Below are 25,662 nucleotides of genomic sequence, written 5' to 3'. Positions count from 1 at the left end.
GGCACTCACAGATCACGAGTGCCAGGGACCAGTTTGGCACTCGCGGGTGGGGAGTGCAAGCCGACGACAGACGGCTGCACGACACCCTCGGCGGCACGAACGCGTGCCGCATCCGGCGCCCGATCGAGCCTGCTACTTGGCTGCGATCGCGGAAACCGAGCCGGAGGTCGGCACGAGCTCGATCCAGCTGTTGCCGGGAGCCAAACGGATCACCGCACCCGTGCTGTCGACCAAGCGGATCGGCGCCGTCCGGCTCGCCTTCGACCACGTTGCGCTCACGATCCGGCCCCCCGAGAGCACCTTCGCCTCGCCGCTGCCGATGAGCTCGGTCTTGGGCACGCCGAGGCCGTACGAGACGGGCACGCGGATGACCACCACGTTCACCGCGCTCAGGCGATTCCCCGCGGAGTCGAGGTCCGGTTCGCCGTCCTGGCTGCGCAGCCAGACCCCCTGCTTCCAGCGCCAGGACGGTTGCGACGACGATCCGAAGACGAGGTCGACGCCCGAGATCGCCTTGCCCTCCCGTGCAGCGGTCGACGCGTCGGCCGAATCGGCGAACGCGAACAGCTGCGGGGGCGCGGCCAGATCGGAGTGCGCGGCGACGAGTTCACGCGCCTTCACGATCACGTTGTGCGGTGCCGCCTTCGACGAGGTCCGATACATGACGTCGGCTGTGTCGGGCTGCCCGTGGATCGCGTTGTAGACATCCGTCTGCTGCATGAGCGCCACGAAGCGCAACTGGCCGCCCGAGTAGGCGATGATGCCGCCGAGCGGGGAGGCGATGTCCGGATCCATCGGTCGGATCGAGCGGATCGGCCCGATCTCCTTCGGAAGATGCGAGTGCCACACCGCCATGTAGCGGGTGAGGCCTCCCTCGACCAGCTCCTCGAACACGAGATCGGTGCTCTCGAGACCGACCTGCGGGCGGGCATCCCAGTGGTTGTCGATCTTCGCCGCGAGCGAGGGACGTTCGATCGATGCGGGGTCGTCCACCGGCATCCCGGTGAGCGGGGCGTAGACGACCGGTTCGGGCGTGACGTAGTCGGAGGTGTACGTCGGTGTCGGAGTCGGCACGGGCATGACCTCCGGCGAGGTGCACCCCGCGGCACCGATCGCGATCACCACCGCCAGGCCGGTCACGATCGCCCGGCGGCCCCTCGACTGCATGCGGGCCATGCTAGGGCGCCCACTCCGACGTTCCGCGGCGACCCGCGGAACAGGGGGCGAGCACGCTCAGACCGGGCGAACCGACTCCGCCTGCGGGCCCTTGGCTCCGGTTCCGACCTCGAAGGTCACCGCCTGGCCCTCCTCGAGGACCTTGTAGCCGGGCATGTCGATGGCCGAGTAGTGGACGAAGACGTCCTGTCCTCCGTCGACGGTGATGAAACCGAAGCCCTTCTCCGCGTTGAACCACTTGACGGTTCCGTTGGCCATGGTCGTGCTCCCTGCTGTGCATCCGTGCAACCGCTTCTCGGGCCGCACACCCGCGATGGTAGCCATCCCGGGCCGCCGCAGATCGCCCGGAAGCCCCGAAAAAGGCAGGCATGACGAAGAATCAACGCAGATTAAACATCGGCGTAACACGGGACGCCCCGACGGGCGTTCAGAGGGGTGCTCAGCCCCCGGCGGGAGGCTCGTAATCGGACCCGAGGACGACCGTGACGACCGTCGCGGGGAAGGCGTCTGAGAGGCTCACGTCGGCCGCTCCGATGAGCTCCATGATCCCGCGCGCGACGCCCTCGTACTCTTCGGACGAGTAGTAGACGATCGTCTCCGTGTCGTCGGTGACGTCGGCCGCAGCGCGGCTCGGGTTGGGCCACCCCGCGTCCGCGATCTGGTCGCCGGCCACATTCGACAGGCCCTCGGTTCCCGTCGCGTTCAGCACCGCGATCGTGAGGCCGTCGCGCAGCGCGTCGTCGAGCGTGGAGGGGTCGGTCACCGGGTCGGCGGTCTCCACGATGGTCTCGCTCGGGGTCGCACTCGGGGTCTCCGGGGCGAACACGGGCAGTTCGAAGCGGGAGTCGAGCGCCGCGAGCGCGAAGAGACCGACCACGACGAGAACGCCGGTCGCGAGAGCGGCCCACGCGAACGCGACCCACCCTCGACCCGGCTTGCCGGGGGCGCGGTGCGCGCCGACACGGTCGATATCGCGGGGGATCTCGTCGAACTGATCGCGGGGAAAGGCTGCCATCTACGGAGTCGGGTCCTGGGGATCGATGCGGAAGGTCCGCGAGGCTCGTGCTGCGGCCCGTGCATCTTGGACGCGCTGCAGGCGACGCACCAGGAGCGGATCGTGACGCAGCGCCGCCGGCGAGTCCAGCACCGCCGACAACATCTGATAGTAGCGGGCGGGGGTCACCCCGAACTCCACGCGGATCGCGCTCGCCTTGGCGCCGTCGCGGCCCGTCCATGAGAGCTCGAACTCGAGCACCCGACGCGAGAGCTCGTCGAGCCCGGCGGGGAGCGGCGGATCGTCGGGGAGGCGCGCGGCGCCGGCTGTACCGACCATGTGCACCTCCCGATCGCGTCCCCGGATTCGGGACGCCGTCATCCTAGGCGCGACCTGCTATGAATCCGGTGAGCCCCGCGGCGGAGCCCCGGGAACGCCCGGCGGTCACGTGACGTTGCATTCAGCGGGAGCCCGATCCGGGCCCCTACGATGTGCGAGGAGAGGAGCCCGATGAGCTACAAGGTCAGCAAGACGGACGAGCAGTGGCGAGAGGAGCTCGGCGACGACCGCTACAAGGTGCTGCGCGAGGCGGGCACGGAGCGCGCGTGGACGGGCGAGCTGCTCGACGAGCACCGGGCGGGTCTCTACACCTGTGCGGCGTGCGGCGCTGAGCTGTTCAAGAGCGGAACGAAGTTCGACTCCGGCTGCGGGTGGCCGAGCTTCTACGACTCCGTGAACCCGGATGCGGTGGAGCTCATCGAGGACCGCTCGCTCGGCATGGTGCGCACCGAGGTGCGCTGCGCGAACTGCGGCGGCCACCTGGGTCACGTCTTCGACGACGGCTTCGGCACGCCCACGGGGCTGCGCTACTGCATGAACTCGCTGTCCCTCGGCTTCGCGCCCGAGGCCGAGCCCGAGAGCTGATGCCGACGCGCGGGCCGGCCGCCGAGGCGATGCTCCGGCGCCGGTCGCGGTCGAGCGTCGGCGACGCGGCCCCGACCGACAAGCGGCTGCGCAAGATCCTCGAGGTCGCCGGCACGGTCGCCGACCATGCGGCGCTTCACCCGTGGCGGGTCATCGCGATCCGCGGCGAGGCCCGCGAGAAGGTGGGCCGCGCGATCGCGGAGGCCTCCGGCGCGACCGGATCGGATGCGGACAAGCTGGCGCGCAAGCCGCTGCGAGCGCCCCTGCTGCTCGCCATCGTGGTGTCGCCGGTCCGGAGCGAGAAGGTGGCGGACTGGGAGCAGGAGGCTGTCGCATCCGGCGTCGCGCACTCGCTCAGCCTGTTGCTCGACGAAGACGGGTGGGGTGTGATGTGGCGCACCGGTTGGTACACCCGAGCCGAGGCCCTGCACCGCGCCCACGACCTCGCACCCGGCGAGCGCCTACTCGGCTGGCTCTACGTAGGGTCGAAGGAGACGCGCTCGAGCAAGCCGCGCACCACCGTCAACGCGAAGAAGCACCTGTCGCGTCTGTGACATCCTGGCGCGGAGGCCGCCGGATCGCCGCGACCGCGACTGCGACGATGGCGAGCACCGCACCCCCGACCGTTGCCGTGTCGAGGGTCGCGACCCCCACGGGCGCGATGAGGTCGAGGAGCACAGCGATGCTCAGCTGACCGGCGATCGTCGCGAGACCGAACATGAGCACGCCGATGAGGGGGACGAGCGCGGCCGCCGCCGCCACGAAGACGATCCCGAGCAGGCCGCCCGTGTAGAGCCAGGCCTCACCGGGCAGCGGGTCCGGCGGACCCGCGACGGCGACCTCGACGCCCGCGGCCACGATGAGCGCCGCGGTGCCAGCGACGAAGCTCACGAACGTCGCGCTCAGCACCGATCCCGCGCGCTCGCGCAGCTGCCCGTTCACCGCCTGCTGCCAGGCGGCACCGGCGCCCGCGAGCAACGGCAGCACGAGCATCCACCACGCAACCTCGGTCGCGATGCGATCCGAGACGGCCCACCCGACCGCGACCACGGCGAGCGCGGCCCCCAGCAGTCGCTGCACCGTGAACGGCTTCGGGCCCATGGTGCCGACGCCGCGACGATCGACGACGAGAGACCCGATCGTCTGCCCGCCGACGAGCGCGACCGTGAAGAGCGCGACCCCGAGCACGGCCGCCGTGAGCCCCTGGGCGGTGACGAGCACGGCACCCGCGACCCCGCCGAACAGGTAGGGCACGGGCAGCGTGCGCAGGGCGAGCGCCTCGCGGATGCGTCCGAGACCGCGGCGCCCCGGCGCCCAGACCACGAGCGCCAACCCGCACGCGATGGTCCCGACGGCGAACGAGATGAATGCCGCGACGATGCCGTCGTCGAGGTGCACGGCGAGCTCGCCGTTGACCCGCGGCTGAAGCGCCATGACACCGCCGACGCCTATCGACGCGATGAGCGCCGCCGCAGTCAGAACGGGGCGGACCGCATGCTCGGTGCTCACGATCCTCCGTCCGGTGGAGCCCCCTGTCGGATTCGAACCGACGACCCTCGCTTTACAAGAGCGATGCTCTGGCCGACTGAGCTAAGGAGGCGGAACGTCGCGGCCCGGTGGTCGGCCGCACGCATCCGACAGCCTACGCCGCTACGGGGTGGGCGTCGGAGACGGGGTCGGAGTGCCTGTGTACTGGTCGCCGGCGGCGTCGGTCACGGCGAGCGCGAGCTCCTGCGGGTCGAAGTCCTTCGTGTAGGCGAGCTGCTTGCCGTCCACGAGGATCGTCGGCGCCGTCGTGATCGCGGGGATGTCGGCCCCCGGGATCGGCCCGTTGAGGGCGCGGACCGTGGCGGCCTGCACCCAGGGCACGAAGCGCTTGGAGGTCACGCACGCGTCGATCCGGGCGATGCTCGTCGCGCCGGCGAGCTCAGCGCGGTCGACGAGCTCCTCATCGCTCAGCCCCTCCGTGCCCTCCTCCGGCTGGGCCACGAAGAGCGACTCGTGGAATGCGAGGAAGGCGTCGGGCGAGTACTCGGCCACACAGGCGGCCGCGTTCGCGGCGCGGAGCGAGTACTGGGTGCCGTTGGACTTGGTGGTGAGCAGCGCGATCGGATGGATCTCGAGCGTGGCAGCACCGTCCTCCACCCACTTACGCAGCTGCTCGGAGTTGTTCTGCTCGAACGTGCCGCAGTTGGCGCAGAGGTAGTCGACGTAGAGCTGGATGTCGATCACGCCGTCCGGGTTCGCCTCCGACGGCGCCGGGGTCTCGCCCGACTTGATCGCGACCGTCCGCACGGCCTTCAGATCCTGGCCGATCTTGATGCCGTCGCTGGCCATGTTGAGCGGCCCGCGCGTCGGCGACTGGTTCATGGTGACGAGGGTGACGACGACGACACCGAGCACGACGAGCGAGACCCCGACGACGCTCAACTGCAGCACGAGGCGGCGCCGACGCTCCTGCTTCTTGTGCTGCGTACGCAGTTCGCGGGCGCGCTCCTTCGCGGCCTCCCGGGCATCGTTGGCTCCGGGCTCCGGGCGATCGGACTCGCCGTACGTCATCGATCCTCAGTTCTCGGGTATGGGGAACGCGCTCCGCAGAATACGTCGCGCCGGGGTCGCACGCCAAACGCGCAATCCCTCCGATGCTAGGAATCCTGTCTGGGAAGCGCCCGGAAGACCGCTGGGACGGTGGCCCATCGGATGCCGTGACATAATGGGCGGGTTCGTCGGCGATGACGCCGGCGGCTTTCCATTCACTACGGATCGTCCGGCACGTACCTGCCGGTGAAGGAGAAGTACCGATGGCAACCGTCACGTTCGACAAGGCCACCCGCATCTATCCCGGATCGACTCGCCCCGCGGTCGACCAGATCGACCTCGAGGTCGCCGACGGCGAGTTCCTCGTCCTCGTCGGTCCCTCCGGCTGCGGAAAGTCCACGACCCTCCGCATGCTCGCGGGCCTCGAAGAGGTCAACGACGGCCGCATCCTTATCGGCGACCGCGACGTCACCGACGTCCCGCCGAAGGACCGCGACATCGCCATGGTCTTCCAGAACTACGCGCTCTACCCGCACATGACCGTCGCCGAGAACATGGGCTTCGCCCTGAAGATCGCGGGCGTCGGTAAGGAGGAGCGGGCCTCTCGTGTTCTCGAGGCTGCGAAGCTTCTCGACCTCGAGCCCTACCTCGGCCGCAAGCCGAAGGCGCTCTCCGGTGGTCAGCGTCAGCGCGTCGCCATGGGCCGCGCGATCGTCCGTCAGCCCCAGGTCTTCCTCATGGACGAGCCGCTCTCGAACCTCGACGCGAAGCTGCGCGTTCAGACTCGTACCCAGATCGCGTCGCTGCAGCGCCGCCTCGGCGTCACCACGGTCTACGTCACCCACGACCAGACCGAGGCGCTCACGATGGGCGACCGCATCGCGGTCCTGAAGGACGGCGTGCTCCAGCAGGTCGGCACCCCGCGCGACCTCTACGAGACCCCGAACAACGTGTTCGTCGCCGGCTTCATCGGCAGCCCCGCCATGAACCTGTTCCCGACCGAGATCGTCGACGGCGGTGTGAAGTTCGGCACCTCCACGGCGGCGATCGAGCGCGACGTGCTGGCATCCGCCACGGGCAGCAAGGCGATCGTCGGCATCCGCCCCGAGGACGTGCAGATCGCGACCTCGGGTGAGGGCCTGTCGGTCGAGGTCGACGTCGTCGAGGAGCTCGGCGCCGACGGCTACCTCTACGGCCACGCGGACATCGAGGGCGAGCGCGTCGACATCATCGCGCGCGTCGACGGCCGCAGCCACCCGGAGGCGGGCGACAAGGTCGTGGTGACCCCCGTTCCGCAGCACGTGCACGTGTTCGACGTCGAGTCGGGCGAGCGCCTCAACGCCGCCCCGATCGCGTCGAAGGCGACCGCGTAACGCGCCAGTTGATCTCAGGAGGCCGCATCCCGTGAGGGGTGCGGCCTCCGTCGTTCCGAATAGGGTCGTCGTGTGAGCTCCTCCCTCTCCATCACGTCCGCGATGCCGGACCCCGCCCTGCTCGACCTCCCGTGGGAGCTTCCGCTCGAGCTGTGGCCCGACGAGACGATCGCCGCGCTCCCGAAGGGGATCTCGCGCCACCTCGTGCGCTTCGTGCATCTCGAGGGCTTCGTCGTGGCGATCAAGGAGACCTCCGCCGAGCTCGCCCGACGCGAGTACGAGATCCTGCGGACCCTGCAGCGCCTCGACGTGCCGTCCGTGGAGCCGGTCGCGGTGATCACGGGTCGCGTCTCACCGGACGGCGAGGAGCTCTCGCCCGCACTGGTGACCCGGCACCTGCGGTTCTCGCTCCCCTATCGCGCCCTCTACTCGCAGGCTCTGCGCCCCGACACCGCGACGCGCCTCGTGGACGCGCTCGCCGTGCTGCTCGCCCGGCTCCACATCATTGGCTTCTTCTGGGGCGACGTCTCGCTCTCGAACACTCTCTTCCGCCGCGACGCGGGGGCCTTCGCGGCGTACCTCGTCGACGCCGAGACCGGCAAGCTCTACGAGGGTGGTCTCTCGAACGGTCAGCGCGAGAACGACCTCGAGATCGGCCGGGTGAACATCGCGGGCGAGCTGCTCGACCTGCAGTCGGGCGGGCGACTCGACGAGGGCATCGACCCGGTGGAGATCGCGGATGGCATCGTCGCGGCGTACCGCTCGCTCTGGCAGGAGCTGACCGCATCCGAGACCTTCCCCGAGTCGGAGCGCTGGCGCATTCGTGAGCGGGTGGAGCGGCTCAACGAGCTGGGCTTCGACATCGAGGAGCTCTCGATCCGCAAGGACGGCGACGGCACCCGGGTGCGCATCCAGCCGAAGGTGGTCGACGCCGGACATCATTCGCGGCGGTTGCTGCGCCTCACGGGCCTCGACGCCGGAGAGAACCAGGCGCGCCGGCTGCTCAACGACCTCGACTCGTTCCGCGCGATCCGCGGCAAGGCCGACGAGGACGAGGAGGTCGTCGCGCACCAGTGGCTCGTGTCGGTCTTCGAGCCCGTCGTCCGCGCCATCCCGCGGGACCTGCGCGGCAAGCTCGAACCCGCCGAAGTGTTCCACCAGCTGCTCGACCACCGCTGGTACCTCTCGCAGAACGAGGGACGCAACGTCCCCCTCGCCGAAGCGCTCACGTCCTACGTCGACACGATCCTGCGGCACCGCCGCGACGAGGTGACGGTGGTCGGCCCGATGACCGCGGCCATCACGCTGCCGGTCGCGGTGGCGGACGACGGCGAAGAGGACTGGCGCGCGAAGGTCTGAGCGGGCCCGGCGGCTATTCCGCGCGGAGCTTCGCGACCTCGTAGAGGGCGACCGAGACCGCGATGCCTGCGTTGAGCGACTCGGTGTCGGCCGAGATCGGGATCGACACCACGGCATCGCAGGTCTCGGTGACGAGACGCGAGAGCCCCTTGCCTTCGGAGCCCACGACGATGACGATCGGGCGGTCGGCGAACGAGATGCCGGGCAGCGGCACGTCACCTCCGCCGTCGAGCCCGAGCACGAACACCCCTGCCTTCTTGAGCGCCTCGAGCGACTGGGTGAGGTTCGCGGCCATCGCGACCGGCACGCGCACCGCAGCACCCGCCGACGTCTTCCACGCAGCAGCGGTCATGCCGACCGACCGCCGCTGCGGCACGATCACGCCGTGGGCGCCGAACGCGCCCGCCGACCGGATGATCGCCCCGAGGTTGCGCGGATCGGTGACCCCGTCGAGCGCGACGAGGAGCGGAGGGCGACCCGTGCGATCCGCGCGGTCGAGGAGGTCGAGCGGATGCGCGTACTCGTACGGCGGCACCTTGAGCGCCACGCCCTGGTGCACGCCGTCGGGTCCGCTCATGCGGTCGAGCTCGGCACGCATCACCTCGAGCACGGGGATGTCGCGCTTCGTCGCAATCGACAGCGCCTCCTTCACCCGGTCGTCCATCTCGACGCGCGCGGCGATGTAGAGAGCCGTCGCGGGGATGCGGGCCCGGAGCGCCTCGACCACGGAGTTGCGCCCCGTGACGAGCTCGTCCTCGGACCGCTTCGCCCGTTGCGGGCGCTTCGCGGGCGCGTCGCCCTTGCCGTGGCGCGCCCGTGCGGCGTCGAGCCGATCCTGGGCGGCCTTCCTCTTGCCGGCGACGTGCCAGCTGCGGTCCTCCGCCTTGGGCGTCGGCCCCTTGCCCTCGAGCGCCTTGCGGCCGTGGCCGCCGGTTCCGACGCTCGCGCCCTTCTTGCCCTTGCGTGCGCCCGGACGTCCCGGCTTGGTCATCGAATGCTCCCCTGTCTCACGCGAGGCTCCAGCGAGCGCCCGCGGGTGTGTCGTCGATCGAGATGCCGGCTGCCGTCAACTCGTCGCGGATGCGATCGGCCGCCGCGAAGTCCTTCGCCGCGCGCGCGGCCGTCCGGTCGGCGAGCAGACGCTCGACGAGGCTCGCGAGGGCGAACTCCACATCCGAGACGCCTCCCCCGCTCCACTCCGGCGCGGTCGGGTCGACGCCGAGCACGCGCGTCATCGCGTGGACCTGTTCACGCAGCACCGCCACGGTCTCGAGGTCGCCCGAGTCGAGGGCGCTGTTACCCGCCCGCACCGTCTCGTGCAGCACGCCGAGCGCCTGCGGCACTCCGAGGTCGTCGTCGAGGGCGGCACCGAACGCATCCGGGACGCGCCCGTCTCCGGGGCCCGCGACGTGCGCGTGTTCGAGCGCGGACTCCGCGCGGCGCAGGAAGCCGGCGATGCGGTCGAGCGCGGCCTCCGCTTCCTCGAGCGCCCCGGGGTGGTAGTCGATCGCGGAGCGGTAGTGCGCGCTCGCGAGGTAGTAGCGGACGACCACGGGCGGAGCGAGCGCGAGGAACTCGGAGGCGAAGATCGAGTTGCCGAGCGACTTCGACATCTTCTGGCCCTCGACCATGACGATGCCGTTGTGCACCCAGTAGCGGGCGAAACCGTCGCCCGCTGCCGTCGACTGGGCGAGCTCGTTCTCGTGGTGGGGGAATCGCAGGTCGAGCCCGCCGCCGTGGATGTCGAACTCGGATCCCAGATAGCGCTTCGACATCGCCGAGCACTCGATGTGCCATCCGGGTCGGCCCGCGCCCCAGGGCGACGCCCAGGATGCCGACTCGGGCTCGCCGTCTTTCGCGCCCTTCCAGAGGGCGAAGTCGCGGGGGTCGCGCTTGCCGCGGGTGGCCGCGTCCGGCGAGTCGCTCATGTCGTCGAGCCTCTGCCGGGTGAGCGCGCCGTAGTCGGGCCACGTACGGACATCGAAGTAGACGTCGCCCGAAGCGTCGTCGGCGACGTAGGCGTGGCCGCGCTCGATGAGCGTGCGGATGATCTCCTGCATCTGCGGGATGCTCGCGGTCGCCCGAGGCTCGTAGGTCGGCGGCAGGATGCCGATCGCGCGGTAGCCCGCGGTGAATTCCAGCTCGACGCGATAGGCGACCGCCCACCATGCCTCGTGCTCGGAGGCGTTCGCGAGCACCTTGTCGTCGATGTCGGTCACGTTGCGCACGAAGGTGACGTCGTATCCGCGGTACGACAGCCACCGCCGCCAGAGGTCGTAGGCGAGCGCCGAACGCAGGTGCCCCACGTGCGGGGAGGACTGCACGGTCGGCCCGCAGACGTACATGCCGACCTTGCCGGGCACGAGCGGCTCGAAGTCGCGGAGTGCCTGGGATCGGCTGTCGTAGAGGCGGACGGTCACCTGGGGAGTTTACCGGCGGGGGCCGCGTGGGACGGCGGGGAGCCGAGAGGGATTCGACACAAGACGCTCCAGTTAGATAAGGTAAGCCTTACCTGAGTCACTCGCGATGGTGCGCGTCGCGTGACGAGAGAGCCCCTGAAACCCCTTCGGAGAACTGTTGTCTTACGCGCCAGACCGCGTGCGCCCTCGTGCGCCGTGGATCGCCTTCCTGCTCATCCCCCTGCTCGCGCTCGCGGCCGTCGTCGCGCCCGCGGGTGTCGCCACCGCGGTGTCCGGTCCGTCGATCGAGGCGACCGTGACCGACGCGTCCGAGACCACCGGCCTCACCGTCCGCGTCACCGGAACCAACTTCGGCGACATCACCGGCGCCTACGCCGCCCTCATCATCGAAGGCACCGAAGCAGCAGTCACCGCAACCGAGGGATACGCCGCCTTCGGCTACTGGATGACCCCCGGCGCCATCACCGGCGGCACCTTCGACAAAACCCTCACCGCCACCCCCGACACACTCGACCCCACCCAGAACTACGAAGTCATCGTCTGGCAAGGCCACACCACCCCCACCACCGACACCATCTACGCCCGAACCCCCGTCACCATCACCACCGACACCTGGAACACCATCTACCCGCCGGCGCTCCCGGACTTCGGCATCGCGGTCGACGACAGCGGGCTCGCCGACGGCAGCGTCGAGGTGACCGGTGTGTTCCCCACCACCTACAGCGCGACGAGCGGATCGACCCTCACCACGGGCCTGTATCTCATGTACTGCGTCGCTCCGGCTGGGGAGCCCGGATCCGGTGCGAGCGGACGAGCCGGGGGCACCGGCAACTGCGAGAGCACCGCACAGAAGTGGGTGGTGCAGCCCGGCATCGCAGCGACCCCGGGAACCACGCAGATCGGCACCATCGAGGACGGCATCTGGACGTTCACGACGACCGTCGCGGTCACCTCCGCGTTCGGCACCAAGACCTGCCTCGACGCGGTCACCACCGATGACGGCGCCGAGCAGTGCGGCATCGCCGTGCGCCTCGACCACAACTCGGGCAGCGGCGCGAACGCCACCTACACCTTCGACCAGTTCGTTCCCGTGAGCTTCCCCGAACCGGCTCCCGGTCCGTCGATCGAGGCGACCGTCTCCGACGCATCCGAGACCACCGGCCTCACCGTCCGCGTCACCGGAACCAACTTCGGCGACATCACCGGCGCCTACGCCGCCCTCATCATCGAAGGCACCGAAGCAGCAGTCACCGCAACCGACGGATACGCCGCCTTCGGCTACTGGATGACCCCCGGCGCCATCACCGGCGGCACCTTCGACAAAACCCTCACCGCCACCCCCGACACACTCGACCCCACCCAGAACTACGAAGTCATCGTCTGGCAAGGCCACACCACCCCCACCACCGACACCATCTACGCCCGAACCCCCGTCACCATCACCACCGACACCTGGAACACCATCTACCCGGGCGAAGACCCGGGCACCGAGGAGCCCGGCACCGAGGAGCCCGGCACGGACGAGCCCGGCACGCCGTCGACGCCCACGCCGGCCGCCGGCCGCCTGACCTGGGGCGTGAAGGCGAGCTTCCGCTCCTACGTCACCGGACCCATCGCGCAGGGCACCATCACCACGAGCGGCGTCTCGAACTCGAGCAGCGGATACGTCTTCCCCCAGGCGGGCGACGCGACTCTCGCGAACGGAACGGGAACGGTCTCCTACGCCGGCTCCGTTCGGTTCACGGGTCACGGCGGCCAGCTCGACCTGCGGCTGTCGGACCCGCAGGTTCGGATCGACTCGTCCAGCCGCGGCACCCTCCTCGTGCGGGTGGACGGTGGATCACGGATCGCGTTCGCGACGCTCGCACTCTCGTCCGGAGCGCGCACCACCGGGGCGGATGGTTCGCTGCGGTACTCGGGCGTACCCGCGACGCTCACGAGCACCGGCGCCGACGCTTTCTCGTCGTTCTACTCCGCGGGCACGGCGCTCGACCCGGTGTCGTTCGTCGCGGGGTCCGCCGGCAGCTCGCTGGGCGGCGTCGTGATCACCGCAGCGAGCTCGGTGTCGACGACGCGAACGCCGGCGACCACTCCCCCGGCCACCAGCGGCATCACCCTCACGGGCTCACCCGTACCCGGAGGCACGGTGGTGATCGAGGCCGGCGGCTTCGAGCCGAACGAGACCGGCATCCTCGTGGTCGCCTACTCGACCCCGACCGTGCTCGACGAGAACGCGACCGCGGACTCCGAGGGTCGTGTGCGCTGGGAGGGCGTCCTCCCCGCGGGCCTCACGGGCCGCCACACCCTCACCCTGCAGGGTTCGGTGAACCGCGGCGTCGTGATCGAGATCGCGGAGGCCACGGCACTCCCCTGCACCGTCTCGGATGCCGAGATCGTCTGGGGCTTCAAGGAGAGCTTCCGCGCGTATATCGACGGAGCCATCGCGAACGGCGAGTGGACGACCGACGGCGGCGCGAGCTACGACACCCCCGTGTTCACCTGGAGCGGCGGCACGGGTGGCATCGACGCGGACGAGTTGCTGCTGGACGTGAGTTTCACCGGGTCGGTGCGGTTCACGGGCCACGACGGCGCGCTCGACACCACGGTCGCCAACCCGCGCATCGTCGCCGACGGCGAGCGCACCGTGCTCCTGCTCGACGTCTTCGGCACCACGCAGGACGGCGCCGAGGTAGCGCAGACCGGCGTCGAGTTCGCGGAACTCGGCCTCTCGGATGTGGAGCCGGCCCGTGACGGCGACACCCTCACGTGGACGGACGTCGCCGCGACGCTCACCGCATCCGGCTCGGCCGCATTCGGCACCTACCCCGAGGGCGAGGCACTCGATCCGGTGACGATCGTCGCACCGGTCGAGGCCGGCTGCGCCACGACCGCCGAGCCGACCCCGGACGTCGAGGCGATCGACGGCGAGGAGACGGACGTCGAGCCGACCGCGACCGCATGGCCGGTGTGGGCGACCGTGGTCGCCGTGCTGATCGGGCTGCTGATCATCGCCGCGATCGTGTTCCTCGTGCTGCGCCGCCGCCGCGCCGCCTGACCCGGATCGGCGATCGGCCGCGGGCTTCGCCCGCTCGCGGCACCCGACCCCGCCCGCCCGTCTCCGGCGCACCTGGAGCGGGCGGGCGGCCTTCGTATGAATTGGCTCTCGCCGAGCGGGATGCGCCTCAGTCGGCGAGCAGGGCGGTCGCGATCGCCACGAGCCCCTCGCCGCGGCCCGAGAACCCGAGTCCGTCGGCGGTCGTCGCGGCGACGCTCACGGGAGCCTGGACCAGCTCGCCGAGGTGGGTCTCGATCTCGCTGCGACGGGTCGACAGGCGCGGGCGGTTGGCCACGACCTGCACGGCGATGTTCATGACGCGAAGGCCCGCGCCGTCCACGAGTCGGAGCGTCTCTCGGAGGAACACCGAGCTCGCGGCGCCCGCGTATCGCGGATCGGCGGATCCGAAGCGTCCGCCGATGTCGCCGAGTCCGGCAGCCGAGAGGAGAGCGTCGCAGATCGCGTGGATCACCGCGTCGCCGTCGCTGTGCCCCGCGAGACCCGGCTCATCCGGGAAGAACACGCCGCCGAGCCACAGCGGAACCGCGTCGTCGTAGCGGTGCGCGTCGATGCCGATCCCGGTGCGCGCCTGCGCTCCCCGATCGAGCAGCTGCTGCGCCCGGCGCAGATCCCACGGAGTGGTGATCTTGAACGCTTGAGGCTCACCGGGGACGACGGAGACGGCGAAGCCCGCAGCCTGCACGAGTGCGGCGTCGTCGGTGTGGTCGTCGGCCGCTGACGCGTAGGACGTCACCAGATCGGCGCGCGGGAAGCCCTGTGGGGTCTGCACCTGCACCAGTTCGCTGCGGTCGACGGTCTCGACCACGCGATCCACCTCGACCCGCTTCACGGTGTCGCTCACGGGCATCGCGGGAATCACCCCCGCGCCGCTCGCGTCGACCGCAGCCACCACCCGATCGATGAGGGCGCTCGGGGTGAGGGCGCGTGCCGCGTCGTGGACCAGCACGACCTCGACACCATCCGCGAGCACCGCGAGCCCGCGCGACACCGACTCCTGCCGGGTCTCTCCCCCGGCGACGACATCGACATAGCCGGACGCGGCCCCTGCGGCGTGTTCCGCGATCGCGCGCGCCTGCCCCAGGTGCGATGCCGGTGCGACGACGACCACCTGCGCGGGTGTCGCGGAGGCGAACACTCCCCGCAGGGCATGCTCGAGGATCGTCGCCCCGTTCAGTTCGACGAACGCCTTCGGCTCGTCACGAGCCAGACGAGTGCCGCTGCCCGCAGCGACGACGACGATCCCGACGCGCACGGCGTCCGTGAGGGAGCTCACGCGTGCCTCGCGCCGACCGGGATCAGGAGGCGAGGACCTCGTCGAGGACGGTCGAGGCCTTCTCCTCGTCGGTCTTCTCGGCGAGCGCCAACTCGGAGATCAGGATCTGACGCGCCTTCGCGAGCATGCGCTTCTCGCCCGCCGAAAGGCCGCGGTCCTGGTCGCGACGCCACAGGTCGCGGACAACCTCGGAGACCTTGATGACATCGCCCGAGGCGAGCTTCTCGAGGTTGGCCTTGTAGCGGCGGCTCCAGTTCGTGGGCTCCTCCGTGAAGGGGGCGCGCAGCACCTCGAAGACCTTGTCGAGGCCTTCCTTGCCGATCACATCACGGACGCCGACGAGGTCGACGTTCTCTGCCGGGACCTCGATGATGAGATCACCCTGGGTGACGTTGAGCTTCAGGTACTTCTTGGCCTCGCCCTTGATGACCCTTTCCTTCACCTCGATGATCGTGGCAGCACCGTGATGGGGGTAAACGACAGTCTCGCCGACCTCGAAGAGCATGGAGTTGTTCCTTCCGCAGACCTCTAATTTTATCACAGCGAGGTCTCGTCGGACCGGCCGGGCATCGGCCCGCTCCGGTGCCCGCTAGGCTAAGCACGGCTCGTTGTCATCTGCCCTGGAGGATCCGTGAGAGCACGTTTCGTGGCCGCCATCGCCCTGAGCGGAGCGCTTGCCCTCGGGCTGTCGGGGTGCAACTTCATCACCTACGCGGCGACCACCAAGGAGTACGACCCGAGCGACGGCGTCAACTTCACCGTCGGCGACCTCGAACTGCGCAGCATGCTCGTCATCACCGACGACGGCGAGACCGGCAGCCTCGTGGGTGTCGCCGTCAACGACACCGGATCCGCGATCCCGTTCACGCTCGAGTGGGAGACCGCGAGCGGCTGGACGGGCGTCGACCTCAGCGCCGCAGCCGACGGCTCGACCTCATTCGGGTTCGGCGACGGTCAGCGCGTCAACCTCGACGACATCGGTACCGAGCCGGGCGAACTGCTCGAGGTCGTCGTTCACATCGACGGCGACCAGAAGGGCGCGAAGCTGCCCGTGCTCGACACGACCTTCTCGGAGTACGAGGACTCGCTGCCGACGCCCACGCCGACGCCCGTGATCACTCCTAACCCGACGGAGACCCCGGCTTCGTAGCCTGGTCGACGTAGTCGTTGGTCGACCCCGGCATCCGGGGAGCGACGCGGGCGACCGCGTCAGTTCTCGAAGCGGTAGCCGAGTCCGCGGACCGTCACGAGCAGCTGCGGCTGCGACGGGTCGGGCTCGATCTTCGCCCGGATGCGCTTGATGTGAACGTCGAGCGTCTTGGTGTCGCCGAAGTAGTCGGAGCCCCAGATCCGGTCGATGAGCTGACCGCGGGTGAGCACGCGGCCCGCGTTGCGCAGCAGGAACTCGAGCAGCTCGAACTCCTTGAGCGGCATGGAGACCTCCGAGCCGCCGACCGTCACCGCGTGACGCTCCACGTCCATCCGCACCGAGCCGGCCTCGAGCACCGACTCGAACGGCTCGTCCGACGCCTCGACGTGGCGGCGCAGCACCGCGCGGATGCGGGCGAGGAGCTCACGGCTCGAGTAGGGCTTCGTGACGTAGTCGTCGGCGCCGAGCTCGAGGCCCACGACGATGTCCACCTCGCTGTCCTTCGCGGTGAGCATGATGATCGGCACCGACGAGCGAGCCCGTAGGTCGCGGCACACCTCGGTACCCGGCAACCCCGGCAGCATGAGGTCGAGGAGCACCAGGTCGGCGCCGTTGCGGTCGAACTCCGCGAGCGCGGCGCGCCCGTCGCCGGCGGTCGCCGTCTCGTAGCCCTCGCGCCCCAGCAGGAACGCGAGAGGTTCGGCGAGCGAGGGCTCGTCTTCGACGATGAGGATGCGTGTCACGTACGTGCTCCACGGGTCGGTGCCGCCGCGGCCGCTTCGGCCTCCGGCAATCGGATGGTGAATGTCGAACCGCGGCCCTGCTGAGACCATACGCGCACATCCCCGCCGTGGTTCTGCACGACGTGCTTCACGATGGAGAGGCCGAGACCGGTGCCCCCGGTCTGCCGACTGCGCGCCGAGTCGACGCGGAAGAAGCGCTCGAAGACGCGATCGCGCTCGGATTCGGGGATGCCGACCCCTTGATCCGTCACGGCGATCTCGATCGCGCCGTCGCGGTGCATGACGCCGACCCCGACGCGGGTGCCGTCGGGCGAGTACTGGATCGCGTTCGCGATGAGGTTGTGCACGGCGGTCACGAGCATCGACTCGTCGCCCCACACGACGGCGGTCGAATCCGCTTGGGCGACGATCGTGATGCGGTGCGACTCGGCCGAGACGCGGTTCGCGTCGACCGCCTGAGCGACGATCGAGTCGACCTTGACGCGCTCGGCGTGCTCCAGGGCGTCTGCGGCCTGCAGACGGCTGAGCTCGATGATCTCGTGGGTGAGGCTGCGCAGGCGCTCCGCCTCGACCGTGAGGCGCCGCGCGAAACGCTGCACCTCATCCGGCTCGTCCGCCGCCGATTCGAGCGCCTCGGCGAGAAGGCCGATCGCCCCGATGGGCGTCTTCAGCTCGTGCGAGATGTTCGCGACGAAGTCGCGGCGCACATCCTCGAGGCGATAGGCCTCGGTGCGGTCGTCGGCGAGTAGCAGCACGTAGCGGCTGCCGAGAGGCGCGGCGCGGACCAGGAGATGCACCTGCGCGTCGCCGAACGGGCCGCGGGGCAACTGCATCTCCTCGTTGGAGGCGAGACCCTCCCGGCGCACCCGGTCGACGAGGTCGACGAGCTCCTGATGCACGAGCACGTGGTTCCACACGAGACCGAGCGAGACCGCGGCAGTCGAGCAGGTGACGACGTTGTTGGAGGAGTCGAGCACGACGCCCGCGGACTCGAGCGCGTCGACGACCTCCTCGACCCCGTCGGGCACAGCGGGACTCACCACAGCCGCCGCGCGCTGCCCCCGGGCGTGCGCGGCGACGACGGCAGCGGATGCGCCGACGCCCACCGCGAGGCCGAAGCCGAGTGCGGCGGGCACAAGCCATGCCGCGTCCATGCGACTAGATTAGGGCGAGCCGGAACTGCGGGCCCGACCGGGCGAGTACGTCTCGTCGGAGCTTCCCGCGACGTTCACGACCGAGTCACCGCTCGTTAACCTTCCCGCGGGACGGTTGCATTCGCGGTGCGGAACGCATCCGGAGGCGTGCGCGCCCCACCAGGCGACCGCCTCCCGGCGACGAAAGGACGAACACAGCATGCGCGAGGTCTTCCAGCAGGAGCTCCGCGAGGTGCAGGAGCGGCTCGTGGAGATCTCCACGCTCGTCGCCGACTCGATCGAGAAGGCCACGCACGCCTTCAACGAGTCGGATGTCTCCCTCGCCGAGACGGTCATCGAAGACGACGACCGCATCGACGCGCTCGCCGCCGAGCTCGACGAGCTGGCGATCACGATCCTCGCCCGCCAGCAGCCGGTCGCCCGCGATCTGCGGATCGTCGTGAGCGCGCTGCGGATCAGCGCCTCCCTCGAGCGGATGGGCGACATGGCCGAGCACATCGCGCAGCTGGCCCGCTACCGCTTCCCCGAGAAGGTCGTGCCGAAGGGACTCCGTTCGACCTTCCGCGAGATGGGCGCGCTCGATGTCGAGATCGCGCGCAAGCTCACCGAGCTGCTTGCGACGCAGGAGCCCGACGTCGCGGAGCACATCCGCAACGAGGACGACAAGGTCGACGCGCTGCACCTCGCGGTGTTCGACAAGGTGCTCGGCGAGACCTGGAAGGGCGAGACGGTCGACACGGTCGACGCGACGCTCGCCTCGCGCTACCACGAGCGCTTCGCCGACCACGCCGTGTCGATCTCGAAGAAGGTGCTCTACCTGCAGACCGGCGACTGGGTGCCCGCCGAGTCCTGAGCGATCGCGCTCCGCGTCTGCCCCTGCTTCCGACCCCGCCCGCGAGGCAGGTCCGGCGAGCCCGTCAGGATCAGAGTTCGTCGATCGCGCGCTCGAGGCGCTCGATCTTGCCGTCCAGCTCACCCGTGTGCCCGGGTCGGATGTCGGCCTTCAGCACGAGCGACACTCGCGACCCGTAGGCGCCCACCGCCTCCGTCGCACGCTTGACGACATCCATCACCTCGTCCCACTCCCCCTCGATCTCGGTGAACATCGAGCTGGTGCGGTTGGGCAGCCCGGACTCGCGCACGATCTTCACGGCCGCAGCGACCGCATCGTGCACCGAGCCGTCGGTGTTGCCGGTGCCGCCCGGGGCGACAGAAAATGCGACGATCACAGCAAGTTCCTCCTGATTTCGGTCGTCACCACGAGAGATGGCTCGGGCGCGCGCCGCCCGCCCATTCCACCGATCCGTCGGTCGCGTCGACCTCGAACGATTCGAACATCTCGGACCCCCGACACTCGAGGCGTGTTCCGACGACCCGAACGACCCGAAGGTCGTCGGTCGCGACACGGTCGGTCGTCCACACCTGATCCAACACGCCGTCGCCAGCTCGACGTGCGATACCCACGAGCGTGTCCGGGCTCGCGAACACGAGGGCCCCGGCATCCGGAACCTCGACGACCTGAGACGCAGGAAAGACGTCCAGACGCCGCCAGCTCCGATCGACGACATCCACCAGGTAGGCGCTCCCGCCTGCCACGACGACGGCAACCCGCGGGTCCGGCGTGGGTCGAACGGCGAAGGGCACGAGGCCCATGTGCTCCTCAGCCCGAATCCGCGCGACCCAGGGTTCGGCGTCCCGGGGGATGAATCGCACGTCGTGCTCGACCGTGTGGGCCGATCCGATCTCGAGCGCCTGCCACGCCGAGCCGTCTCCCGGCAGCTCGGGGTCGAGCTCCCAGGAGTAGTCGGCCGCGAACCCGGGCGTGATCGCTACTTCTTGCCCTGGGCCGCGACCGCGGCGGCACCGGCGGCGGCGGCCTCCGGGTCGAGGTAGCGGCCGGGCGCCGTCGGGCGGAAGTCGTCGTCCAGTTCGTAGACGAGCGGGATGCCGGTGGGGATGTTGAGCTCGGCGATCTCGTCGTCCGAGACGCCGTCAAGGTGCTTCACGAGCGCGCGCAGCGAGTTGCCGTGGGCGGTGACGAGCACCGTCTTGCCCGCCGCGAGATCCACCGTGATGTCGGATTCCCAGTACGGCAGCATCCGGTCGATCACGAGCTTCAGGCTCTCGGTGCGGGGAAGGTCGGCGTCGGGGACGTCGGCGTAGCGCTCGTCGCCCACCTGGCTCCACTCGGCGTCGTCGGCAAGCGGCGGGGGCGGGGTGTCGAAGCTGCGGCGCCAGATCTGGAACTGCTCCGGGCCGTACTTCTCGAGCGTCTCGGCCTTGTCGAGGCCCTGCAGCGCGCCGTAGTGGCGCTCGTTGAGGCGCCAGCTGCGCTTGACCGGAATCCACAGGCGATCGGCCTGCTCGAGCGCGAGGTTCGCGGTCTGGATCGCGCGGGTCAGCACGCTCGTGTAGAGGATCTCGGGCGCGAGACCGGACTCGGCGAGCAGCTCGCCGGCGCGCTTCGCCTCGGCGACACCCTGCTCCGAGAGGCGGACGTCGACCCACCCCGTGAAGAGGTTCTTCTGGTTCCATTCGGAGTTGCCGTGACGCAGCAGGATGAGCGTGGAGGTCATGCGTCCACCCTACCGAGGGCACCGGCCGACGATCGCGCCGGTAGCGTGAGGCCGGTGGGGAGGACGCCGAGACCCGAGGGGCGCATCACGCGCGGCACCACGGGCGTCAACCGGTTGCGGCGCGTGGACCGCTGGATCGCGGCGCTGCCCGCTCTGCGCGAGGCCGCCGATCCGCTCGTCGTCGACCTCGGATACGGTGCCTCGGCCACGACGAGCCTCGAGCTGCACGCCCGGCTCGCCGCGGTGCGTGCCGACGTAGAGGTGATCGGGATCGAGATCGACCCGGAGCGGGTGCGGCTCGCCTCGCTCGCCGCGCGCCCCGGCGTGAGCTTCCGGGTCGGCGGGTTCGAGGTGCCGACCGGCGAGCGGCGGCCCGCCGTGATCCGGGCCCTCAACGTGCTGCGGCAGTACGACGAGAGCGAGGTAGCGGACGCGTGGGCACGGATGACAGCCCGCCTCGCCCCCGGCGGGGCCCTCATCGAGGGCACCTGCGACGAGCTCGGGCGGATCGCGAGCTGGGTCACGCTCGACGCATCCGGCCCGCGCACTTTCACGATCTCGCTGCGGCTCGCCGAGCTCGATGCGCCCTCGATCGTGGCGGAGCGACTTCCGAAGGCGCTCATCCACCGGAACGTGCCCGGCGAGCGGATCCACGCACTGCTGGCCGACCTCGACCGCGCGTGGGCGACGCACGCGCCGCTCGCCGTCTACGGACCTGTTCAGCGCTGGCAGGCGAGCGTGGCCACCCTGCGCGACGCCGGGAATCCGGTGCTCGACACTCCCCCGCTCGGCGGGCGCGGCCGGTGGCGCCTCGGCGAGGTGACCGTGCCCTGGAGTGCGGTCGCCCCCGCCTGACCCGCACCGCCGCGTTCCCTGCGGCGGATCAGGTGACCGGGGGCAGCAGGGCCCGTGCGTCCTCCGCCTCGAGACCGGTCGCGACGAGCAGATCGACCACGAGGGGGCGCACGAGCAGCAGCACGGCCGCATCCGTGACGGGCGCACCCGGCATGAGGGTTCCCGGATCGAGTCGCTCGGCGAGGTGCGACAGCTCCGCCCGGGCGGCGCCGGCGAGCTCCGGGTCGTCCAGCTCGCGACGCAGGAGCCCGAGCGAGGTCGCGAGCTGCGACAGCGCCCCCGCGAGCTCGGGGCGGTGCGCCCCGTCGCGCACGAGGAACTCGACGCGCCGGGCGATGGTGCGCAGGTGCCGCGTCGCGAGGTCTGCGTTGCGGAGCACGCGCGACGACCGCCTCAGCTCCGCCAGGTGCCGGTGCACCCAGGGCGAGATCCGCGCGACCGAGATGGCGCTGTCGAGGCTCGCCGCCCACGCGTCGACGAGCGGCTGGGTGCGGCGCAGGCGCGCGAGGGCGAGCTCGGCCGCCGCCGGCTGCGCATCGGTGAGTGCGTCGACCATCGACGCGACGGACTCCTCGAGCACCGAGAACAAGGTCCGGGCGTCACGGGCGGCGGCACGCCGCGGGTCCCGCGGAACGAGCGCGGTCGCGAGCAGCGCGATCACCCCGCCAACCAACCCATCGAGGGAGCGCGTGAACGGCCCGCCGTCCGGGTCGGGGAGCATCACGACGAGAGCGGATGGCACAGCCGCTGCAAGCGCGAAGCCGGGGCTCGCCGACACGGCACGACCCACCACGAACACGGTCGTGAGCACGATCAGCAGCTGCCACAGCCCTCGACCCACGAGCAGGGCGAACGCGTCACCGAGCGCGATCCCGAGAAGAATGCCGAGCACCGTCTCCGCCACACGAATCGGCCGTGCGTCACGGGTGAACCCGAGCGAGTTGATCGTGACGGTCACCGCGAGCAGCGGCGTCGCATGGCCGAACCCCCAGTGCGCGATCGCATAGGCCGCCGCGACCGCCGACACGATCTGCAGGATCGCCGGCAGCGACTCCCAGACGCGCCGTCCGGCGAGACGCAGATCGACCTGCCGGCGCACGCGTCGTTCAAGGCGCCGCAGCTCGGCGCTCATCGACTCGGTGCGCGACGACACGTCAGCGGCGGACCGAACCGAGACGCGGGATGCGCGGCACCTCTGCCACCGATCCCGCCCCCGGGGGCACGACAACCTGCTGCGCGGCGGGCACGAGGACCCCGTCGGCGTCGACGGTGAGCTCGGATGCCGGATCCGCCGACCGCTTCACCACCGCGAGCGCGATCGGCCCCAGCTCGTGGTGCCGCGCGGATGCCGTGACACGCCCGACCACCGCACCCCCGTCGTCCGGCCGCCCGAGTCGCACCTCGGCGCCCGGCTCCGGCAGCACGCCATCGCTGCCGTCGAGGTGCAGCATCACGAGACGACGCGGCGGATGCCCGAGGTTGTGAACCTTGGCGACCGTCTCCTGTCCGCGGTAGCAGCCCTTCGCCAGGTGCACCGCGGAGCGCAGCCAGTCGAGCTCGTGCGGGATGGTCGTGGAATCGAGTTCGGTCGCGGCGCGCGGACGCCAGGCGGCGATCCGGAGAGCCTCGAGCGCAAGCGATCCGGCAGCGGGAAGCTCGGCGAGCTCACCCAGGCGCGCCCGATCCACAAGAACCTCGCGGTAGCTCCACCCGTCGGCCGGGTGGGCGCCCACGGCGTACTGGAATCCGCCCGGCTGCACGGCGCCCCACGGATCGCTCCACACGAGCGGCACACCCGCGGGCGCTGCGGTGGCGGCAGGAGCGTCACCGAAGGTGCCGACGGTCGCGAACTCGTCCGAGCGATCGGCGACCTCGACGCGCAGCATGAAGCGCATCCGGGTGAGGAAGGCGGCGAAACCGGCACCCGTGCCCGCGTCCATGAGCAGCCACGTCGTCTCGCCGTCGTCGATCACCCGGGCCACGTATTCGATGCGGCCGCTCGGGTCGAGCAGCAGGGTCTCGGCGGAGTCGCCCGGCCCGAGCCCCGTGAGCGTCTGCGATGTGAGGGAGTCGAGCCAGGAGAGACGATCGGGGCCCGTGATCGTCACGACGTCGCGGTCGGAGAGGTCGACGAGCGCCTCCCCCGCCTCCAGCGCGCGCTGCTCGCGGACGGGGTCGCCGTAGTGCTCCGGCGGATCGCCGACCGCACCCGGTCGCGCAGAGAAGGGCGAGCTCATTCGAGCCTCGCGAGCCGGCCGGATGCGTGGGTGCGCAGATCCTGCCCGAGGGCTGCGATGTCCCACGCCCACAGCAGGTGCTCGTCGACGAGCCCGTACAGACGCGTCGCGGCGGCGTACTCCTTGGCCGTGCCGGACCGCAGCACGGCATCGGTCGCGAGGTCGATGCGCGGCCCCTGGATCTGGCCCAGGTAGAGCTCGCTCACCCCGCCCGGCTGCACGAGGGCGACCTCGAGGTCGAACCCTCCCCGCGCGTTGCGGAGCGTCTCGACCGACTCGGCCGTCTGGAAGACGGGCGGCTCCGTCGCGGGCAGCATCGCGGGCCCGTCGTCGCCGTCGCCGAGCGGACGGGAGAGCCGCCAGAAGCCGATCTCGGAGAACAGCGGACGCGGATGCGGCACGAGCGCGTCGTCGTCCTCTTCCGCCGGGGCGTCCGGCAGCAGCCACGCGGTGGCGCTGTACTGCAGATGAGGGGTGCCGTCGTGGCTGAAGGCGATGCGCTGTCCGAACTCGTGCTCGCGCACGTTCTCGCCGACGCGGTACGAGATCACGCCACTGCCCTCCCAGACTCCGATGAGCCAGGAGAGCGGAACGAGTTCCGCGGGAAGGTCGAGGTCGAGCTCGAACACGGAATCAGCGCTGGCCGCGGAAGAGGTTGTAGAGCACCACGACGGAGACGGCGCCGATGGAAAGCGTCGCAAGGCCGAGAAGACCGACGAAGAAGAGCTCGAGCGCCAGCATCATGACGCCCAGTCTAGACCCCGGCTCAGACCGACGCCGGGATGCCCGTGCCCGCCCAGACGACGAGCACGAGAGTCGCCGCGGCGAGGATCAGGAAGGCACCCGCGAGGCTCGCCACGATCCGCGAGACGAGGCCCTCCTTGCGGCTCACCCCGAGCTGGATCACGAAGGTCAGCAGCACGGCACCCGCCATCACCACCGGAAGCCACACGATCGCTGCGGATGCGGAGAAGACCGCGACGAGCACGGCGCCGACGAACGCCGCAACCCACACGGGGATAACACTGGGGGACGAGGCCGGCACGCGACCATGGTACGGCTGCGTAGACTGACGCGGAGGGAATCGGCCCGATCACGCCCGGAAAGGACTCGAGTGGCGCAGCTCCTGATCCTGACCTCTGCCGCAGACGCTGACGTCCTGCCGGCCTTGGGGCTGCTCAGTCACCGCATCCGCGCGATCCCCGCGGAGCCGTCGTCACTCGTGAACGCCCCCACCGCCGACCTCGTCTTCGTGGATGCGCGCCAAGATCTCGCGAGCGCCAAGTCGCTCTGCAAGATCCTCCGCACCACCGGCCTCGCTGTCCCCCTCGTGCTCGTGCTCACCGAGGGCGGGCTCACCGCCGTCTCGGCCGACTGGGGCGTGGACGAGGTGATCCTCGCGACCGCGGGGCCCGCCGAAGTGGATGCGCGCATCCGGCTCGTGATCGATCGTCTCTCGAAAGAGAACTCGGTCTCGAAGATTCAGGCATCCGGTGTCGTCATCGACGAGGCGAGCTACTCGGCGAAGGTTCACGGGCGACCGCTCGACCTCACCTTCAAGGAGTTCGAGCTGCTGCGGTTCCTCGCCACGCACCCCAGCCGCGTGTTCACCCGCGAGCAGCTCCTGAGCGAGGTGTGGGGGTACGACTACTTCGGCGGCACCCGCACGGTCGACGTGCACGTGCGGCGCCTCCGTGCGAAGCTCGGCGACCTCGAATCCCTCATCGGGACGGTCCGCAACGTCGGATACCGCTTCAACGTCTACGACGACGAGCCCGGGGTCTAGACCCGTTCATCGCCCGTTCACGCCGGTG

Annotated in this window: 28 protein-coding genes and 1 tRNA gene; 9 read left to right on the top strand and 20 right to left on the bottom strand. The window is 70.4% G+C overall.

Annotated features, from left to right (window positions below; translation table 11 throughout):
• Positions 1-132 precede the first annotated feature (132 nt).
• The 4 genes from FVQ89_RS05445 to FVQ89_RS05430 form a co-directional block, all read right to left on the bottom strand.
• Positions 133-1,167: a DUF3048 domain-containing protein gene (locus FVQ89_RS05445; RefSeq protein ID WP_187264918.1), complete on the bottom strand. Its 1,035-nt coding sequence runs from the start codon at positions 1,165-1,167 to the stop codon at positions 133-135.
• A 66-nt stretch (positions 1,168-1,233) separates the two neighbouring features.
• On the bottom strand, positions 1,234-1,434 hold the full coding sequence (locus FVQ89_RS05440; protein ID WP_147900856.1) for a cold-shock protein: 201 nt from the start codon (positions 1,432-1,434) through the stop codon (positions 1,234-1,236).
• Positions 1,435-1,615: 181 nt separating this feature from the next.
• Positions 1,616-2,191 carry a LytR C-terminal domain-containing protein gene (locus tag FVQ89_RS05435; protein ID WP_147900855.1) on the bottom strand — a complete coding sequence of 192 codons (576 nt, stop codon included), beginning with the start codon at positions 2,189-2,191 and terminating at the stop codon, positions 1,616-1,618.
• The gene (locus FVQ89_RS05430; protein ID WP_147900854.1) at positions 2,192-2,509 is read right to left on the bottom strand and encodes a DUF3263 domain-containing protein; all 318 of its coding nucleotides are present in this window, start codon (positions 2,507-2,509) and stop codon (positions 2,192-2,194) included.
• Positions 2,510-2,680: 171 nt separating this feature from the next.
• Between FVQ89_RS05430 and msrB the strand changes: the two genes are divergently transcribed.
• Both msrB and FVQ89_RS05420 read left to right on the top strand, forming a co-directional pair.
• On the top strand, positions 2,681-3,094 hold the full coding sequence (gene msrB, locus FVQ89_RS05425; protein ID WP_147900853.1) for a peptide-methionine (R)-S-oxide reductase MsrB: 414 nt from the start codon (positions 2,681-2,683) through the stop codon (positions 3,092-3,094).
• Positions 3,094-3,648 carry a nitroreductase family protein gene (locus FVQ89_RS05420; RefSeq protein WP_255513436.1) on the top strand — a complete coding sequence of 185 codons (555 nt, stop codon included), beginning with the start codon at positions 3,094-3,096 and terminating at the stop codon, positions 3,646-3,648. Before msrB ends, FVQ89_RS05420 begins: the two co-directional genes overlap by 1 nt.
• On the opposite strand, the gene FVQ89_RS05415 is transcribed toward FVQ89_RS05420, so the two are convergent.
• The 3 genes from FVQ89_RS05415 to FVQ89_RS05405 form a co-directional block, all read right to left on the bottom strand.
• Positions 3,617-4,603, bottom strand: a complete 987-nt coding sequence (locus FVQ89_RS05415) for a DMT family transporter (protein ID WP_255513434.1) — start codon at positions 4,601-4,603, stop codon at positions 3,617-3,619. The two genes, FVQ89_RS05420 and FVQ89_RS05415, sit on opposite strands and share 32 nt — an antisense overlap.
• Positions 4,604-4,617: 14 nt before the next feature.
• Positions 4,618-4,694 (bottom strand) — tRNA-Thr (locus FVQ89_RS05410).
• 50 nt (positions 4,695-4,744) lie between these two features.
• The gene (locus FVQ89_RS05405; RefSeq protein WP_147900852.1) at positions 4,745-5,653 is read right to left on the bottom strand and encodes a thioredoxin domain-containing protein; all 909 of its coding nucleotides are present in this window, start codon (positions 5,651-5,653) and stop codon (positions 4,745-4,747) included.
• 242 nt (positions 5,654-5,895) lie between these two features.
• On the opposite strand from FVQ89_RS05405, the gene FVQ89_RS05400 reads away from it, so the two are divergent.
• Entirely contained in the window at positions 5,896-7,005 is a 1,110-nt protein-coding gene (locus FVQ89_RS05400) for an ABC transporter ATP-binding protein (RefSeq protein WP_147900851.1), read from the top strand.
• 72 nt (positions 7,006-7,077) lie between these two features.
• Complete coding sequence (locus FVQ89_RS05395) at positions 7,078-8,364, top strand: DUF4032 domain-containing protein (protein ID WP_147900850.1); 1,287 nt, start codon at positions 7,078-7,080, stop codon at positions 8,362-8,364.
• A 13-nt stretch (positions 8,365-8,377) separates the two neighbouring features.
• Here FVQ89_RS05395 and rlmB read toward each other — a convergent pair whose 3' ends face one another.
• Positions 8,378-9,355 carry a 23S rRNA (guanosine(2251)-2'-O)-methyltransferase RlmB gene (gene rlmB / locus FVQ89_RS05390; RefSeq protein ID WP_147900849.1) on the bottom strand — a complete coding sequence of 326 codons (978 nt, stop codon included), beginning with the start codon at positions 9,353-9,355 and terminating at the stop codon, positions 8,378-8,380.
• A gap of 16 nt (positions 9,356-9,371) precedes the next feature.
• Positions 9,372-10,784, bottom strand: a complete 1,413-nt coding sequence (gene cysS, locus FVQ89_RS05385) for a cysteine--tRNA ligase (protein WP_147900848.1) — start codon at positions 10,782-10,784, stop codon at positions 9,372-9,374.
• A 157-nt stretch (positions 10,785-10,941) separates the two neighbouring features.
• Here cysS and FVQ89_RS05380 point away from each other — a divergent pair, with 157 nt between their 5' ends.
• Positions 10,942-13,839, top strand: a complete 2,898-nt coding sequence (locus FVQ89_RS05380; RefSeq protein ID WP_147900847.1) for an HtaA domain-containing protein — start codon at positions 10,942-10,944, stop codon at positions 13,837-13,839.
• Between the two features lie 127 nt (positions 13,840-13,966).
• Here the strand turns inward: FVQ89_RS05380 and ispD are convergent, their stop codons facing one another.
• Both ispD and FVQ89_RS05370 read right to left on the bottom strand, forming a co-directional pair.
• Positions 13,967-15,133, bottom strand: coding sequence for a 2-C-methyl-D-erythritol 4-phosphate cytidylyltransferase (gene ispD, locus FVQ89_RS05375; RefSeq protein ID WP_255513433.1), 1,167 nt, complete (start codon positions 15,131-15,133; stop codon positions 13,967-13,969).
• Positions 15,134-15,155: 22 nt separating this feature from the next.
• Entirely contained in the window at positions 15,156-15,638 is a 483-nt protein-coding gene (locus tag FVQ89_RS05370; RefSeq protein ID WP_147900846.1) for a CarD family transcriptional regulator, read from the bottom strand.
• A 126-nt stretch (positions 15,639-15,764) separates the two neighbouring features.
• Here FVQ89_RS05370 and FVQ89_RS05365 point away from each other — a divergent pair, with 126 nt between their 5' ends.
• Positions 15,765-16,283: a hypothetical protein gene (locus tag FVQ89_RS05365; RefSeq protein ID WP_147900845.1), complete on the top strand. Its 519-nt coding sequence runs from the start codon at positions 15,765-15,767 to the stop codon at positions 16,281-16,283.
• A gap of 59 nt (positions 16,284-16,342) precedes the next feature.
• On the opposite strand, the gene FVQ89_RS05360 is transcribed toward FVQ89_RS05365, so the two are convergent.
• The gene (locus FVQ89_RS05360; protein WP_147900844.1) at positions 16,343-17,026 is read right to left on the bottom strand and encodes a response regulator transcription factor; all 684 of its coding nucleotides are present in this window, start codon (positions 17,024-17,026) and stop codon (positions 16,343-16,345) included.
• Positions 17,023-18,180, bottom strand: a complete 1,158-nt coding sequence (locus FVQ89_RS05355) for a cell wall metabolism sensor histidine kinase WalK (RefSeq protein WP_147900843.1) — start codon at positions 18,178-18,180, stop codon at positions 17,023-17,025. The genes FVQ89_RS05360 and FVQ89_RS05355 overlap by 4 nt, the downstream gene beginning before the upstream one ends.
• A gap of 199 nt (positions 18,181-18,379) precedes the next feature.
• On the opposite strand from FVQ89_RS05355, the gene phoU reads away from it, so the two are divergent.
• Positions 18,380-19,033, top strand: a complete 654-nt coding sequence (gene phoU, locus FVQ89_RS05350) for a phosphate signaling complex protein PhoU (RefSeq protein ID WP_147900842.1) — start codon at positions 18,380-18,382, stop codon at positions 19,031-19,033.
• 70 nt (positions 19,034-19,103) lie between these two features.
• Here phoU and FVQ89_RS05345 read toward each other — a convergent pair whose 3' ends face one another.
• From FVQ89_RS05345 to FVQ89_RS05335, 3 genes are all read right to left on the bottom strand, one after another.
• Positions 19,104-19,409: a thiamine-binding protein gene (locus FVQ89_RS05345; RefSeq protein ID WP_147900841.1), complete on the bottom strand. Its 306-nt coding sequence runs from the start codon at positions 19,407-19,409 to the stop codon at positions 19,104-19,106.
• 25 nt (positions 19,410-19,434) lie between these two features.
• Positions 19,435-19,893, bottom strand: coding sequence for a hypothetical protein (locus FVQ89_RS05340; protein WP_147900840.1), 459 nt, complete (start codon positions 19,891-19,893; stop codon positions 19,435-19,437).
• 116 nt (positions 19,894-20,009) lie between these two features.
• The gene (locus FVQ89_RS05335) at positions 20,010-20,756 is read right to left on the bottom strand and encodes a phosphoglyceromutase (protein WP_147900839.1); all 747 of its coding nucleotides are present in this window, start codon (positions 20,754-20,756) and stop codon (positions 20,010-20,012) included.
• 54 nt (positions 20,757-20,810) lie between these two features.
• Between FVQ89_RS05335 and FVQ89_RS05330 the strand changes: the two genes are divergently transcribed.
• Entirely contained in the window at positions 20,811-21,611 is an 801-nt protein-coding gene (locus FVQ89_RS05330) for a class I SAM-dependent methyltransferase (protein WP_147900838.1), read from the top strand.
• A gap of 28 nt (positions 21,612-21,639) precedes the next feature.
• On the opposite strand, the gene FVQ89_RS05325 is transcribed toward FVQ89_RS05330, so the two are convergent.
• The 4 genes from FVQ89_RS05325 to FVQ89_RS05310 all read right to left on the bottom strand — a co-directional run bounded on the left by FVQ89_RS05325 (position 21,640) and on the right by FVQ89_RS05310 (position 24,893).
• Positions 21,640-22,764, bottom strand: coding sequence for an aromatic acid exporter family protein (locus tag FVQ89_RS05325; protein ID WP_255513432.1), 1,125 nt, complete (start codon positions 22,762-22,764; stop codon positions 21,640-21,642).
• Between the two features lies 1 nt (position 22,765).
• Complete coding sequence (locus tag FVQ89_RS05320; protein ID WP_147900837.1) at positions 22,766-23,848, bottom strand: folate-binding protein YgfZ; 1,083 nt, start codon at positions 23,846-23,848, stop codon at positions 22,766-22,768.
• On the bottom strand, positions 23,845-24,477 hold the full coding sequence (locus tag FVQ89_RS05315) for an FABP family protein (protein ID WP_147900836.1): 633 nt from the start codon (positions 24,475-24,477) through the stop codon (positions 23,845-23,847). The genes FVQ89_RS05320 and FVQ89_RS05315 overlap by 4 nt, the downstream gene beginning before the upstream one ends.
• A gap of 137 nt (positions 24,478-24,614) precedes the next feature.
• The gene (locus tag FVQ89_RS05310; RefSeq protein WP_147900835.1) at positions 24,615-24,893 is read right to left on the bottom strand and encodes a hypothetical protein; all 279 of its coding nucleotides are present in this window, start codon (positions 24,891-24,893) and stop codon (positions 24,615-24,617) included.
• Positions 24,894-24,962: 69 nt separating this feature from the next.
• Between FVQ89_RS05310 and FVQ89_RS05305 the strand changes: the two genes are divergently transcribed.
• On the top strand, positions 24,963-25,634 hold the full coding sequence (locus FVQ89_RS05305) for a response regulator transcription factor (RefSeq protein WP_187264916.1): 672 nt from the start codon (positions 24,963-24,965) through the stop codon (positions 25,632-25,634).
• Positions 25,635-25,662: the final 28 nt, after the last annotated feature.

Origin of the sequence: Homoserinibacter sp. GY 40078, assembly GCF_008017545.1 — a bacterium.
GTDB lineage: Bacteria > Actinomycetota > Actinomycetes > Actinomycetales > Microbacteriaceae > Homoserinibacter.
Note: the sequence above shows the minus strand (reverse complement) of the source record. Positions and strands in the feature narration are given on the sequence as shown.